At 30.7% G+C, this 15,630-nt stretch carries 12 protein-coding genes; all 12 read left to right on the top strand.

Annotated elements, in window-relative coordinates; translation table 11 throughout:
* Nucleotides 1-82 precede the first annotated feature (82 nt).
* On the top strand, nt 83-1,039 hold the full coding sequence (locus XO08_RS05100) for a D-glycerate dehydrogenase (RefSeq protein WP_077287497.1): 957 nt from the start codon (nt 83-85) through the stop codon (nt 1,037-1,039).
* A complete protein-coding gene (gene murG, locus XO08_RS05095) occupies nt 1,032-2,036 on the top strand; it encodes an undecaprenyldiphospho-muramoylpentapeptide beta-N-acetylglucosaminyltransferase (protein WP_077287495.1) in 1,005 nt (334 codons plus the stop codon). Before XO08_RS05100 ends, murG begins: the two co-directional genes overlap by 8 nt.
* Nucleotides 2,033-3,331 (top strand): UDP-N-acetylmuramate--L-alanine ligase, encoded by a 1,299-nt coding sequence (gene murC, locus XO08_RS05090; protein ID WP_077287493.1) that lies wholly within the window; start codon nt 2,033-2,035, stop codon nt 3,329-3,331. The genes murG and murC overlap by 4 nt, the downstream gene beginning before the upstream one ends.
* Nucleotides 3,328-6,792 carry a chromosome segregation protein SMC gene (gene smc, locus XO08_RS05085; protein WP_077287490.1) on the top strand — a complete coding sequence of 1,155 codons (3,465 nt, stop codon included), beginning with the start codon at nt 3,328-3,330 and terminating at the stop codon, nt 6,790-6,792. Before murC ends, smc begins: the two co-directional genes overlap by 4 nt.
* Nucleotides 6,789-8,024, top strand: coding sequence for a PAS domain-containing protein (locus XO08_RS05080; RefSeq protein ID WP_077287488.1), 1,236 nt, complete (start codon nt 6,789-6,791; stop codon nt 8,022-8,024). Before smc ends, XO08_RS05080 begins: the two co-directional genes overlap by 4 nt.
* Entirely contained in the window at nt 8,014-8,445 is a 432-nt protein-coding gene (gene fliJ / locus XO08_RS05075; RefSeq protein WP_075665948.1) for a flagellar export protein FliJ, read from the top strand. The genes XO08_RS05080 and fliJ overlap by 11 nt, the downstream gene beginning before the upstream one ends.
* Nucleotides 8,442-9,152, top strand: coding sequence for a YdcF family protein (locus XO08_RS05070; protein WP_075665947.1), 711 nt, complete (start codon nt 8,442-8,444; stop codon nt 9,150-9,152). The genes fliJ and XO08_RS05070 overlap by 4 nt, the downstream gene beginning before the upstream one ends.
* Nucleotides 9,153-9,275: 123 nt before the next feature.
* Nucleotides 9,276-9,971, top strand: coding sequence for a rhomboid family intramembrane serine protease (locus XO08_RS05065; protein ID WP_077287486.1), 696 nt, complete (start codon nt 9,276-9,278; stop codon nt 9,969-9,971).
* Complete coding sequence (locus tag XO08_RS05060; protein WP_077287484.1) at nt 9,968-10,972, top strand: asparaginase; 1,005 nt, start codon at nt 9,968-9,970, stop codon at nt 10,970-10,972. The genes XO08_RS05065 and XO08_RS05060 overlap by 4 nt, the downstream gene beginning before the upstream one ends.
* Complete coding sequence (locus XO08_RS05055; protein WP_077287482.1) at nt 10,962-11,966, top strand: AI-2E family transporter; 1,005 nt, start codon at nt 10,962-10,964, stop codon at nt 11,964-11,966. The genes XO08_RS05060 and XO08_RS05055 overlap by 11 nt, the downstream gene beginning before the upstream one ends.
* Before the next feature lie 19 nt (nt 11,967-11,985).
* Entirely contained in the window at nt 11,986-14,457 is a 2,472-nt protein-coding gene (locus XO08_RS05050; RefSeq protein ID WP_077287480.1) for a hypothetical protein, read from the top strand.
* Between the two features lie 2 nt (nt 14,458-14,459).
* On the top strand, nt 14,460-15,626 hold the full coding sequence (locus XO08_RS05045) for a hypothetical protein (RefSeq protein WP_077287478.1): 1,167 nt from the start codon (nt 14,460-14,462) through the stop codon (nt 15,624-15,626).
* Nucleotides 15,627-15,630 lie beyond the last annotated feature (4 nt).

Below are 15,630 nucleotides of genomic sequence, written 5' to 3'. Positions count from 1 at the left end.
ATAAATATTTAAAATCACAGAGCAGAAATTGTAAATTCAAAAATTTGAAAATAATGATATAATTTACCAGGAGGTGCGTAAAATGAAGGTTTTCATAACTTATAAAATTCCAGAAAAGGGAATTAAACTATTAAAAGAAAAATTTCATGTAGATGTTTACGAAGGTAAAAACTTTTTGACAAAAGAAGAAATGCTAGAAAGGGTAAAATATGCCGACGCCGTAATTACGCAACTAAGAGATCCAATAGATAGAGAATTTATAGACGCAGGAAAAAAACTAAAAATTATAGCAAATTACGCAGTTGGATACAACAATATTGACGTGGAATACGCAAAAGAAAAAGGTATCTTTGTTACAAATACCCCTGATGTATTGACAGAGGCAACAGCTGATATAGCATGGGCTTTAATACTAGCAGTTGCAAGAAAAATAATACCAGCTGATAAATTTGTAAGAGAAGGAAAATTTGAAGGTTGGAAACCACATCTTTTCTTGGGATATGAAATATATGGAAAAACACTTGGAATAATAGGAATGGGAAGAATAGGAAAAGCCGTTGCCAGAAGAGCTTTGGGCTTTGGAATGAATGTGATTTACCATAACAGAAAAAAGGTAGAAGATGATTATAAATACAACGCAAAATACGTGGATCTTGAAACACTTTTAAAAGAAAGTGATTTTATATCTATAAATGCTCCTTTAACCAAAGAAACATATCATCTCCTTGATAGTGAAAAACTTTCACTCCTAAAGCCTACAGCAATAATAGTTAATACGGCACGAGGCCCTATTGTAGATGAAAAAGTGTTATATGACCTATTAAAAGATGGGAAAATAGCAGGTGCAGGTTTCGATGTTTATGAAAACGAACCAAAAATCACAAAAGGGCTTGAAAAACTCAACAACGTTGTACTTTTACCACATATTGGTTCTGCCACATTCCAGACAAGGGAAAAAATGGCTATAATGGTTGCGGAAAATGTAATAGATGCACTTGAGGGAAGAATACCAAAGAATTTGGTGTGGAAAAATGATTAGAATAGCAGTAGCAGGTGGGGTAACAGGAGGACACCTTTATCCAGCTCTTGCTGTACTCTCTGAACTTCAAAAAATTACAACCATTGACGTATTGTACTTCACCGTTAAAGGGAAGTTGGAGGAAAAAGTACTAAAAAAATACACTTATAAAACTGTATCGTTGGATGTAAAAGGCCTTGTAAGACCAATTTATTCTCTTGCAAATATATCAAGGATATTAAAAATAATAAATGCACAAAAAACAGTAAAAAAAACTCTAAAAGATTTCAAACCAGATATAGTTTTTGTTACAGGTGGATACGTCAGTTATCCCGTTGGAATTATCGCAAAAAAATTGAGAATTCCATTATTCATACACGAGCAAAACGTAATACCAGGACTTACAAATTTAAGACTTTCAAAAGTTGCAGATAAAGTATTTGTGTCATTTAAAAGTTCCAAAAAGTATTTTAAAAGAAAAGTCATCGTAAGTGGAAACCCCATATTTATAAATGAAAATAAAAAGATCAGACTCGATAAAAAAACCATATTAGTTGTTGGCGGAAGTGGTGGAAGTGAATTTTTAAATAAACTCACATGCGATCTTTCAAAAAAAATGAAAGATTTTCACTTTATACTATCTTCCGGAGGAAAAGAACTTTACTGTAGTGAGGAAAACATAGAAATTAAAAAATATATAGAAAATATGGCAGATTACTACAAAGCGGTAAATTGTGCAATTACAAGGGCGGGTGCCACAACAATTAGTGAACTTTTGTATTTTCAAGTTCCATCAATTGTTATTCCGTGGGAAGGTGCCACTGAATCTCATCAATTAGAAAATGCAAAAGAAATTGAAAAAAATAACTTGGGATTTGTAATAAGGGAAAAAAATTTGGATTTAGAAGATGTAATAAATAAACTAATTGTACTTTCAAACAAAACAAGAAACTTCAAAAAGCTTGAAAATCCTGCAAAAATTATTGCAAAAGAAATAGTAAAAGAGGTGTTAAAATGAAAATTCACTTTTTAGGTATCGGTGGAATTGGTATGAGCGCCCAAGCAATACACGAACACCTTTTGGGAAATGATGTTTCTGGAACAGATCCCTATTCTACAGAAAGAACCAAATATCTGGAAAATGTAGGAATAAGAGTTTTTAAAAAACACCTTCCCGAAAATGTAGATAATGCCGACTTAATAGTTAGAACTCCTGCAGTCCCAGACACAAATCCAGAAATTAATAAAGCGAGGGAAAAAAATATTCCCATACTCTCAAGGTTAGAACACCATATCAAAATATTAAAACCCTATGAAAAGATAGGTATAACAGGTACAGACGGAAAAACCACAACTACCTCAATGATGGCACATGTTCTTCTAAAACTAGGGGAAAACCCTACAGTATTTTTAGGTTCTACCCATCCTATGCTTGAATATAAAAACTATAGGAAAGGTGGAAATATTTCCGTATTTGAGATGGACGAAAGTCAACCTGGATTTGAAAATTATAGCCCGGACTTCTTGATTATAACCAATATAAGATATGATCACATAGAAAATTTTAGAAATTTGCAACATTATAACAACTGTTTTGAAAAATCATGTAAAAATGCTAAAATATGTATATCAAACTCTGAAAATAATTTAATTAGAAATGCAAAAACATTTGGCCTTGAGAATGCAGATTACAAAATTTTGTCCATAGAAAAAATGGGGTTTAGACAAAAAATCGAGATCTCAACTCCACACAAAACCAAAAAATTCGTTTTAAACGTTCCAGGTGTGCACAATGCGTTAAACGCATTATCTGTAATTGCTTTGTGTTTTGAAATGGGATATGAAAAAGATGCGGTATTAGACACATTCAAAGATTTCGTATTACCTGGAAGAAGGTTTCAAATTTCATTTAACAACGAAAAGATAACTGTCGTGGATGACTATTCACATACACCTATTGAAATAAAAAGTCTAATATTGACGGCAAAAGAAGTATTTAAAGGGAAAAAAATTAACATAATTTTTCAACCACATAGATTTTCGCGCCTAAAAAGAGACTGGAAAGAATTTGCAAAAGCACTTTCTATAGCGGATAGGACATACATAACAGAAGTATACAGTGCATTTGAACACGATAAAAAAATAAGCGCAAAGGTTATTGCAGAAGAGATTGGAGCAACCTTTGTACAAAATAAAGAAGATATATTAAATATTGAAATTGAACCAAACAACGTGTATATTTTTGCTGGTGCTGGTGATATTATTAAAGTTTCTCAAAAATTCAGAAAAAAAATAGGAGGGCTCAAAGTTTGAGCATTGTTTTGAAGGAGATTTTTCTAAAAGGTTTCAAATCCTTTGGGAAACCTACAAAAATTCCCATATCTCCAAGCATTACGGCCATAGTTGGACCAAATGGTTCTGGAAAATCAAATATTGTTGAGGCTATCCAATGGGTTTTAGGAGAACATTCTTTGAAAAACTTGCGGGCTTCAGAAAAATTTGATGTTATATTTAAAGGTAGTAAAAAATATTCCGCATCCAAAAGCGCATATGTTGAACTAACCTTTGATTTTAACGACGTGGAATATAAGATAGCAAGAGAACTAAACACATCAGGCGAAAATACATATTTTATAAACGGCGAGAAAGCAAGACTTAAAGACATTACAAATTTGTTTGGGGCAAACGGCATGGTATCCATAATAGGTCAGGGCAAAATAGATAAAATAGCCATGTCCAGTCCTGATGAGCTTAAAAAATTATTTGAAGATGCCGCTGGAACAACCATATACATAGAAAAAAAGAAAGAAGCGCTCTCCAAACTTGCCGGTACTGAGGCAAACATCGAAAGGCTAAAAGACGTCATATATGAAATAGAAAAAAACAAAAAAGGACTATATATAAAAGTAAAAAAAGCAGAAAAATACAGAGAATACTCACAAAAATTAGAACAGTTGAAAGAAAGGTATTTTGGTGGAATTTATTACTTTGAAAAACTCAAACTAAATTCTTTAACAAGTCAGCACGTGAAATACAAAGATTTGTTAAAAGAAAAAATTAAAAACCTCGCAGAAATTGAAAGTAAATGGAATATTTTAAGAGAAGAATTCAATGACTTAAACAAAAAAATGGAAGATTTTACATCATTGCTTGAAACTCAAAAAAACCGCCAAAATCAGTTACTTGAATTGAAAAATGCTTATACAAATAGACTAAACGATTTAAAAAGCTCGTATGTGGAAAAAATGTCAAAAATAGATTCACTAAAGGAAGAATTACAAAGAATTAAAGACAGAGAGCAAGAAATTACGCTTATTTTTGATTCTCTAAAAGGTGAAATATCTGAAAAAGAGAAAAAACTTTCAAAAATAGAAGAAGAAAGAAATTCACTCCTTTCAAAATATTCGGCAAAAGAGATGGAATATCTGAAAAAAAAGAATGAATACGACGAGATGGAAAAACATATCAACAAATTGGAAAATGAACAAAAATCACTCCTTTCATCTTCAAAAGAATTAAAAGAGAGAATTTCCATGATAAAAGAGCAACTTGAAATAAAATACGAAAGAAAAAAAGATTTGGATGCTGAAATACAAGAATTAACTGAAAATGCCGAAAAATATGATTCAAAAACTCAACAACTCCTAGAAGAAATAAATGAAATTAGAAAAAAAAGAACATCCATTTCCCAAGAAAGGGAACTTTTAAAGGAAAATCTAGAAAAACTAATAAGAAGAAAAAAAGAATTACAATCGGAAATTTTAATTATAAAAAGACAACTTTCAGAGTACCAAGGATATTCACATGCTATAAAACGAATATTTGAAAATAAAAATCAATTTCCCGGAATTATAGATGTCGTTGCAAATATTATAGAAGTCGACAAAAAATACGTTGAAGCAATCGAAGCACTATTAGGGGGAAGATTACAACACATAGTGGTCAAAGATTCCGAGGTCGCAAAAAAAATTCTTCAATTTGCTAAAAAAGAAAAAATAGGTAGAATTACAATAATTCCACTTGACCTTATAAAAGTACATACAAAAACTACTACTCTGCCGAAAAAAGCTATAAATTTTGCAAAAAATATTGTAAAACTTAAAATCAACAAAGAGGAAAAACTCTTAAATTTTCTATTTGGTAACGATATAATCGTTAACAACATAGACACGGCTGTAGAAATAAAGAAAAAATTTGATTTCAGAATTGCAACCTTAGATGGTGAATTAATAAGCAATTCCGGAACTATGACCGGCGGGAAATCAGAACATATTTCACCACTTCTACGAAAAAAATTACTTGAAGATTTAAAAGAAGAATTAGACAACATATTGAAAATAGAAGAAAAGACAAGCAAACAAATTTCCCACTTAAAAGAAGAAATAAATGAACTAAACAAGTACAATGAAGTGATTAATTCGGAGTTTCTAGAAATAAACAGCAAAAGTTCTTCTGCAAAACGAATGCTACAAGAACTGGTAAAATCTCAAAATGAATTGAATAAAGAGATAACAAATCTGGAAAAATTACTTAAAGATTCCACTTTAAGATTAACTGGAATTAATGAAAGATTAAAAATAATAAGTATAGAAATGGAAAATTCAAAAGACGTAACTAAACAATTAAAAGTAGATATAGATAACTCAAATAAAGAAATGTACAGTGATAAAGAAAAAATCGAAGAAATCAATGAAAAGTATATGGAACTACAATCTGATTTAATGGGTCTAAGAGAGAGAAAAATACAATACGATGGTGAACTTAAAAGACTTTTAAAAAGAAAAGATGAAATTGAAATAGAGACTTCATCAATATTAAACGAAACACATTCCTTTAAAGAAAAAATGGAAAAACTAAAACTATCAATTAAAGAAATAGATGAAGAATTAAAAACATTAAAAGAAGAAACGGAAACACTCTTTAAAAACATGAGCAAAGACAAAAGTGGAAAAAAAGACAAATTAAAAGAACTTGAAAATTTGGAAGACACAATGGAAAAAGAAAGAAACGAAATAGAAAAACTAAGGGAAACAATCCATTCAACAGAACTTGAAATTCAAAAGATAAAGATGAAAATAGAAAACATAGATGAAAAGTACAAAAAAAGTGTGAAAATTTCAAAAGAAGAATTAGAAACCTTAAAAAATGAAATGGAAGATATTGAGACTAAACTAAAATACATCGGACCTGTAGACTTTGAGGCAGAAGAAGAATACATTGAAGTTTCAAAAAAACTTGAATCTCTTGAAAAACAGAAAAAAGATTTGGAAGATGCAAGAAAAAAAATAATAGAATTAATAGAAACAACAGATAAAGAGGCAACGCAAATATTTATGAATACCTTCAACACCATAAAGAAAACTTTTAAAAATTACATTAAAGAACTATTCTTTAGCGGAAAAGGTGATATAAGACTCCTTGATAAAGATAATGTTCTGGAAAGCGGTATAGAAATTGTTATTTCAAAGGGAGATGGCCGCGCTCAAAAATTACAACTTTTGTCTGGAGGGGAAAAAGCTCTTGTAGGTCTTGCACTACTTATGTCATTACTACAAGCCCAACCAAGTGCTTTCTACGTCCTTGATGAGCCAGATGCACCACTTGACGAATTTAACGCAGAAAGATTTAAGTTACTGCTTAAAAATTCTAATGCACAGATAATAATAATAACTCATAAAAAAATTGTTATGGAGGCGGCTGATATAATGGTGGGAATTACAAAAGCAGATGATATCTCAACAGTAGTACCTGTGAGAATGGAGGAGGTAGTATGAGACATCTATTTTACCTACAACAATTTTTCGAAAGATTACCATCCCCAGCTTTTATAAAAGACAACAAACACAAATATATTTGGATAAACAGAGAATGGAAAAAAACATATGGTTTGGACGATAGGAAAGTGGTTGGAAAAACCGACGAAAAAATCTTTAATGATTCACTAACTCTAAAAATTGAAGAATCTGTTATGAAAACCAAGAAAAAACAGGAGTACGAAAAAGAATACAACGGTAAATACTTCAAGGTAACTGTAATACCCATTAGATTAGGCGATGGTACTTATGGTGTCGCAGGCATTGAATTTGATGAAACACAGAAATATTTTAACGATTTAATACTTGCTACAAACTTAAAAATATCGGAAATAATAAGGGAATTATTACTATCAAATTTAGATAGTAAAGACTTTTTTATTGAATTATTTTCGGAAAAACTATACGAAAGAATTAAAATAGGTGATTATGCCCTATTAAAAGGAAATGAAATACTAAAAACTTATCTTCCAGAAAAAGTTTGTCTTAAAGCTATGCAAAAAGAAGGTATAAAAGAATTCAGCGTAAGTGGTGAAAAATACATAGTCATTCCTTTATTTGAATACAAGTTAGTAATTAGAAGCTTGCCAAATTACTTTAAATTTGTAAACTACATTGTTCCTCTTGTTTTACCAAAAATCGAAAATGTGCTGGAAAAAATCGAAAATGAATCAAAGAAGAAAAGATATTATTTTACACTTGAAAAGATGGTCGATGCAGTAGTTTCATGGAAAAAAATCGAAATTAATTCATTTCTTAAAAAAGTATTAAAAGATATAGTAGAAATCATTCCAGAGGCGGAAAAAGGAACAATTTGGCTGATCAAAGACAACAAGTACAAATGCGTTGCGGAAGTTGGATATGAAAATGCAGAAATGCTTGAATTTCCACCTGAAAAAACCGCTTATGGACAAAAGATAGAAGAAAATATAGAAAAAGGCTATACCGTATTTGAAATAGATGACGCAAAAAGCCTTGTAAAAACAAGCCCACTAGCAGAAACGTTTAAAAAGTATGGCATGTTTGATGAAAAATTTAGACCATTGTTAGGTGTCTTTAAGATAGGGGGAAAAGTTGTTGGCAGTATATCCATCGATAATTTTTCCGGAATAAACTTTTCAGACGAAAGCAGAAAAATACTGGAGTTATACGTAAAAATCCTTACAAATTTCTTAGAAGACTATGAAATTTAGACTACAAAAACTCCTCGATATTGCAAAAAAAGAAGAGGAATTAAAAAAACAACAGTTATTTAAGATAAGAAAAGATATTGACAATTTAAAAGAAGAAATAGAGAAAAATAAAAAATATATTTCACAATTAAATGACGAAATTTTAGGAAAAAAAATTCAAGGTACCTACCTTCAAATGATCCTAGAGATCAAAAAAAATGGAGAAAGACATTTAAAAGCATTGTACCAAAAATTGGAACAATTAAAAGGCATTGAAGAAAAAATCCTTATGGAATACCTTGAAAAAAGGAAGGAAAAAATGTCATTTGAAAAATTAAAAGAAAGATTTGAATTAAAAAACAAATTGGAGCAGCAACGAAAGGAAAACAAAAATATGGATGAAATAGCAGAAAGAAAATTCTTTTTCGGAGGAAAAAGATGATTTATTTGTATAAAATGATCGGCAGTTTTGTACAATTTCCAGGAATTTTAATATTATTTTTTGTGCTCTTTTCTTTATATTTTCTTTTTAAAAGACGCCAAATGTGGCGATTTTTTATTATTCTTTCAATATTTCTCTATATCATTTCAACTTCAGCCTTTAATTATATTGTTTCTAAGCTCTTCTACGTTAAAGAAGTTCCCATTCCAAAAACTGGAACCATTGTAATCTTAGGAGGTGGAATAACAAATTACTCAAACCACGTAGAATTGGGATCGCATACACAAAAAAGATTATTTAAGGGGTTTGAAGTTTACAAAAATTTACACAAAAAAATAATACTAACAGGCGGGGTTATAGGTAAAGGAACAACAGAAGCAGACCTTATGAAAAAATTTCTAATTACATTGGGGGTCCCAGAAAATGATATCTTAGTTGAAAACAAATCAAGAACGACAAAAGAAAATGCCAAAAATGTGGCTAAAATTGTAAAAGAAGAAAATATAATACTTGTAACATCGTATATTCATATGAAAAGGGCCAAAATGTTGTTTGAAAAATACACAAAAAAAAATATAATCCCAGTTGTATGCGACTATCCAATAGATTTTAGAAATAATTTCTTAGATTATCTTCCATCCCCTCAAGCACTTTATACCTTTTCGCAAATTACACACGAGTTTTTTGGCATACTTAAGGGGGGATAATTTGAAAAGGGGAAATTTAGCTTTAATTGTACTTTTAGTTTTTCTTTTTTGTAGTTTTATCCTTGCAAAAATTTGGCAACTTCTATACATAAGGTTAAATGGCATTCCATAAGGAGGGAGAGTATGTTTCCACTTTACGATACTATACCAAGTAAAAAAAAGCCAATAATAACTTATTCCATTATTTTCATCAATGTTTTGATATTTATATACGAATTAACACTAAATAACTTTCAGCTCCAGGAATTTTTTTTCAACTACGGTATAGTTCCACTCAGATACACCTGGAAGTTCAATTACAAATATTCCATAATTTGGAAAGAGATATTTCCCGTTATTTACTCCAATCCGCTTGTTCCCTTTCTTTCACATATGTTTATTCATGGTGGTTGGTCTCACATATTGGGGAATATGTGGTTTTTGTGGATCTTTGGTGATAACGTAGAAGATAAAATGGGACATTTTAATTTTCTTTTTTTCTACATATTTGGTGGTCTTTTTGCTTTGTTCTTTCACTGGATGTTTAACTTTTTCTCCCCATACCCATTAGTAGGTGCCTCTGGTGCAATTTCTGCTGTAATGGGGGCTTATTTTGTACAATTTTGGTATTCAAGAATTGTAACATTAATTATCTGGTTCATACCATTTTTAGTTGAAATTCCAGCTGTAATATACCTCTTCATATGGTTCGTATTACAAATACTAAACGGAACAATATCCAATATAACTGGATCAGGAGTAGCGTATTGGGCACATGCGGGGGGATTTATCTTTGGAATGATTGTTGGAAACAGAGTAAAAAGGAGGTATTATCTATGAAAAGAATCGTAATAATTACCACTGGTGGTACTATTGCTATGGTAAAAGGAGATCAAGGGGTAATTCCATACGAAAAGGGGAATTTATTAATAAGTGAGATACCATTACTTAAAAAAGTTGGAATAAAAATAGATTTAATAGAATTTTCAAATATTCCAAGTCCTCATATGAAACCCTCAGATATGTGGGCTTTATCACAAAAAATAGACGAAATACTTAAAGATGACAACGTTATTGGTGTAGTTGTAACGCATGGCACAGACACCCTAGAAGAAACCTCATATTTACTAGATCTTACATTAAAAAGTGAAAAACCCGTTGTTTGTACAGCTGCTATGCGAAATATAGGAGAACTGGGCACTGATGGACCAAGAAATGTCTATTCATCAGTATTAACTGTTCTATCTCCACAGGCTTCCGAAATGGGCGTAATGGTTTGTTTAAACGATGAAATACACGCAGCAAGAGAAGTAACAAAAACGTATACAAGTAATGTTGCAACTTTTGACTCACCTGGATATGGTCCACTTGGAATTGTTGATGAAGATAATGTTATTTTTTTCAGAAAATCACTCACAAGAGAAAAGATATTAGTCGATAAAATAGAAGAAAGAGTCGCATTAATAAAAACATTTACAGGAGATGATGGAAAATTACTAAAATACGCAAAAGAAATAGGGTACAAAGGAATAGTACTAGAAGGCTTTGGAAGGGGAAATGTTCCCCCCTCTGTTGCAGATGTTGTAGAGGAAATTGTAGAAGAAGGAATCCCAGTGGTTATTACTTCTAGGTGTTTTAAAGGAAGAATATATCCAGTATACGCATACCACGGTGGAGGTGCTGATCTTAGAAAAAAAGGTGCAATAATGAGTGAACATCCAATAGGTCAAAAAGCAAAAATAAAATTAATGGTGGTAATGGGAAAAACAAGAAAACTAGATGAAATTAGACGTTATTTTGAACCAAATATATCAAGGAGGCCAATCCTATATGAGGGATAAAAGAAACTTAGCTGCAATTTATGTAAGTGCATATGCACTACTTTTTCTAATCATATGTATAATATTCAACACAGTTTTAAATGTTTTTGTTTTCACGTTAATTTCCGTTTTAATTGTAAATTTAATAACAAAATTATTGAAGTTTTTAAAGTTAAAAACAAAATCTGCTATAATTGTAGGACTTGTTATTTACTTTTTTTTGATAATTTATGGTATAATATTAATAATCCCAGCTGCCACTGAACAATTTGGAAGTTTCGTCTCAACTATCAATTATGTCTTTGAAAATCAATCATGGAAAGCTTATCTTGAAAAAAATCCGGAATTGCTATCTGGTGTGAATAATTTGATGAAGTGGTTACAACCTAAATTAAATGATCTCACAAATTATCTGCTTGACAACATTGCAAAAGGTACTCCTTCGTTTTTTGTAACCATATTCTATTCTATTCTCTTAACAATTTACACACTTTTGTATTCTTCTTGGCTAAAAAAATCACTGCCAAATTTATTCCCCAAAAAAATAAGACCACAAATTGAAAAGTTCTTTGAAAAAGTATACAGTGCTTTGTCTAGTTTTGTGGATGTTGTAATAATAAACGCAGTTATTACAGCAGTTGCTTTTTATCTATTATCAAGTTTTTATTTCAAAGACACTGCAGTTATTCTCTCTTTTTGGGCGGGAATAACAAATTTGATACCCATCGTTGGAGTTTTCTTTGAATACATTCCCGTTTTTCTATTTTCTTTAACATTAGGATTAAAAGGATTTATCATAGTAAATATCTTCGTTATCGCTATACACTTGGGATTATTCGTAATATTTGTAAACGTTATGAAAATGCATTTAAACCTAAACCCTGTACTTATGATCATATCAATAATAATAGTAAACCAGATATTTGGATTAGTAGGCACATTTTTTGCAGTACCACTTTTGATATTCATAGTTGCTTACTGGGATGAATTTGTAAAACCCAAATTTGAAACTTAACCTTTTGGAGGTGAAATACATGAAAAAGATAATTTTTATAGCCATTATAGCCTTATTATTTGTTTTTTGGTCGTGCGGAATAGTTCCCAAAAAATTACCAAACACCCTATCTATTAAATTAACAAAACATGTGGAATTTCCAATAACCACAATGAACTTCTCTATTCCAAAATTAATAGATCCACTACTTGACAAGCTTAATGAAACAGGATTTTATATATCAAAGGAAAACCCAATAACACTCACTTATGCAACATCTATCGAATTTTCTCCCGGAAAGATGATTGATGAAATAAGTCAAAATATAACAAAATCTTTATCCGATGTTGCAACTTCTCTTAGCTTTTCCTTTTCCATAGATAATATAGCAGCACTAAATACTCAACAAGAAATTCAACTTCCCACAATACAAGATTCTTCAGACAATTTTAATCTCACTTCAATAAATATAGGGGACATTACTCTGTTTTCTACATCAATCTACGTGGACCCTGCTTATCCAAACGCCACAGTAGAAATTTCTTTTTCTACGGATAAATTTAGCTCTATAAACATATATGAAAGTATCCTTTCTATTAATAAAACATCATCTGAAGTAGATCCGTCAAAAGTAGAATTGGAAATTATAATAAATGGCACAAAGTACACAAATAACGACATTATATCAAATCTAACAGTTAGAAACGGAGATAAAATAACACTAGTTGCAACATACACAGGCACAAATTCTGGAAATGTAAATATTAACACTAAACTATTATCAGTAAAAATAAACAAAGGTACTGGATTAAATATTGAAAACGTAAATATTAATCCAAGTCTCTCTCCAATCATCATTGATGATCAAAATTCGTGGATGTTAAAACTTTCTGGAACTTTAGATACATCTTTTTCATTTGACGCAACCAACTTAAATATAGACAAAGAAATAGTAGTAAAATCTGGTTCCACCATAGTTGCTCAAGGAAATCCTCTCACATTTGATAACACAAAAATAATTGATGCAAAAACTCCATTAAACATTGATGCAACACTTACACTATATGGAAATAACGTAGATATTGACTTAACACAACCTATTAGCTACAACGTGATTCCAAACATCGCAATAGAGAGTATATACAACTACCCTGTCAATCTTGAACAATATATCTCTTTGCCATCCGAAATATTGGAAAGTGAAATTGGCACGGGAACACTTTATATAGAATTCTTGGGGCTTTCATCAGTTGATGCAACAGGTTTGATAACCGATGGTACTAGCACCCACAATATAACAAGTATTAATAATTCCCTTGCTATTGACCTTTCAAATATTTGCTTGCCGGCAACATTCAATTTAAATTACATCTCAGGAAATGTTGATAACAACGTTATTAACATTAAGACTTCGCTCTCAGATGATTTTGAAATAAGAAAAGCAAAGATTTCAAATTCACTTTTAACTTCTGCTTACAAAGAAATATCATATGAAATCCCACAACAGCTTAAAGATTATCTAAATACCGTTGATGCCACGATTTTAATCCAATTTGATTACAATGCAACTAATGTATCAGACTTAATGCTAAAAATACAATCTAACTTCTTTGAAAATAAAGATATATACATCTCAAACAGCGGTACTACAACTATTTCCAATACCACCCAAACAATTGATTTCTCAACGCTTAACAATATTTCTATAACGGTGGATGCAACAGGTAATCCCATAATCACAAACATAAAGAAAAATGAAAGTTATGGTATAGATATTTCCGTAAGTATACCAAAATTTGAACTGGATAATTTCAGTATTAAAAATCAAGAAATAGAAGTACTACCCGAAACCACTCTTTTAGACTTCTCGACAAATAAAGAATTAGAACTTATTAAAAACCTTGAATCAGACATATCAATGCCCATTGAATTTAAAGCAACTGACACAACTATTGATGCTACCGTATCATTGCTAGTCTCTGGAAATTTAGTAAAATTGCAACTTGGCGAAATGGTTAATATAGGTCCTATTTTAAGTAATTTAATCAAAAATGCTTCACCAATTACTATATCTGCATCGCTTACTACAGATAATGGTATTTTAAACCAAAACTCCGTTTTTGGATTTGATGCAATAATGAATTTACCATTATCCGGTACCCCATTAGTAGACACACCAATATTAGAGGAAAATTTTGACATATCCGATCTTAGAGATTTAGTTGATATTCTAGATACAGCAACACTTACATTTAACCAATGGAAAAATACAACGGGATTGACTGCAAAGTTAAAAATACTCAATAAAGAAATTACAATAGGAGAAAGTACACCTGTTATCTCCTTTACCCACGAAGATTTCGTTAATTTACTGGAACCATCTACAATTTCCATACTACTTCCAAAAGATGAGTACATACAAATAAACAAAAAAGGAATTATCGATATATCCCCATATATAATCATTGATTTAACTGTTGCTACTAAAGTATCTTTTGAAGGGAGGGAATAATAATGAGGAAAATAGTCTTATTTATACTTTTATTAAGTTTAATTTCATTTTCAAATCCATTAACTCCCTTTGGGCTTTACACAAACCAAGGGTTAGTATTAAATGAAGGATTTTTCTTCTTAGGTGTTAATTTTTCAGGAGATTTTCTCTTAAACCAGGACATATTTTCTGCAGAGGATTTAAATGATTTCCTTGAAACTGGTACGATTAATTTAAATAACATAAACAAATTATCTTTAAATACGATATTGAATGCCTCCGGTTTTGGAACAATAAAACTCGGAAATTTTGCAATAAGTCCATATATTTATCTTAATGGAAATATTGATTTAAAAATATCAGATCAAATAAAGGACTTTTTAATAGATCCAATTACAATAGGTACTGAGTATAACATATCAGAGAAATTTATAGTCACAAATGTATTTTTCGATGCAGGTGTTGTATTAAATTTGGGTAAATTTTTCATTACCCCTTGTGTATTCCTGCCAATTTTATACTCTGGTGAAAACCAATATTTGGAATTTACCTATACTTCTTCTGCATCACCTGCAATGGCTAATCTACACTTATCGGAAAAGGCAGATATTTACTCTTCTTTCCTATTAGATAACGATTCTTATGAAATAAAAGGAGAAAATTTTGGAATGGCTTTCTCTTTTGGAATTTCAACAGATAGTTTTGGAATTGCAATAAACAACATCCAAATTAAACCATCTGTTGCAACGTACAAATCTACACTTAATTTAGGATTTGATTTTTCATATAGTGCGCAAGCAACAGACATTACAGCAGATGTAAGCGGTCCTAATGCAACACTTACAAATTTCCAAGAAGACTATATGGAAGTTTCAAAAACACCTGAAATAACCGCATATTACAAAACTTCTATTTTCTTCTTAAAATTAGGTGCAAGAGGAAAATATACAATAGGCAAAAAAGATAATTGGGACATAGGAGTTTTTGGATATACAAATCTTCTATTTTTCACACCATACTATTCTTTAGATTATTTAAATTCAAATGGATTATTCGTTCACAACTTTGGTTTCAAAACAGATCTACGCGTATTCTACACAAATATAAATGTAAAATCCATTTCACACACTTTTTCTCCGTTTGACGATGCATCTTTTGGAATAAGTGTAAACTTTGGCTTTGGAATTTAAGTAC

The organism is Thermosipho sp. 1074 (genome assembly GCF_001999655.1).
In the GTDB taxonomy this organism is placed as follows: Bacteria; Thermotogota; Thermotogae; order Thermotogales; family Fervidobacteriaceae; genus Thermosipho; species Thermosipho affectus.
Note: the sequence above shows the minus strand (reverse complement) of the source record. Positions and strands in the feature narration are given on the sequence as shown.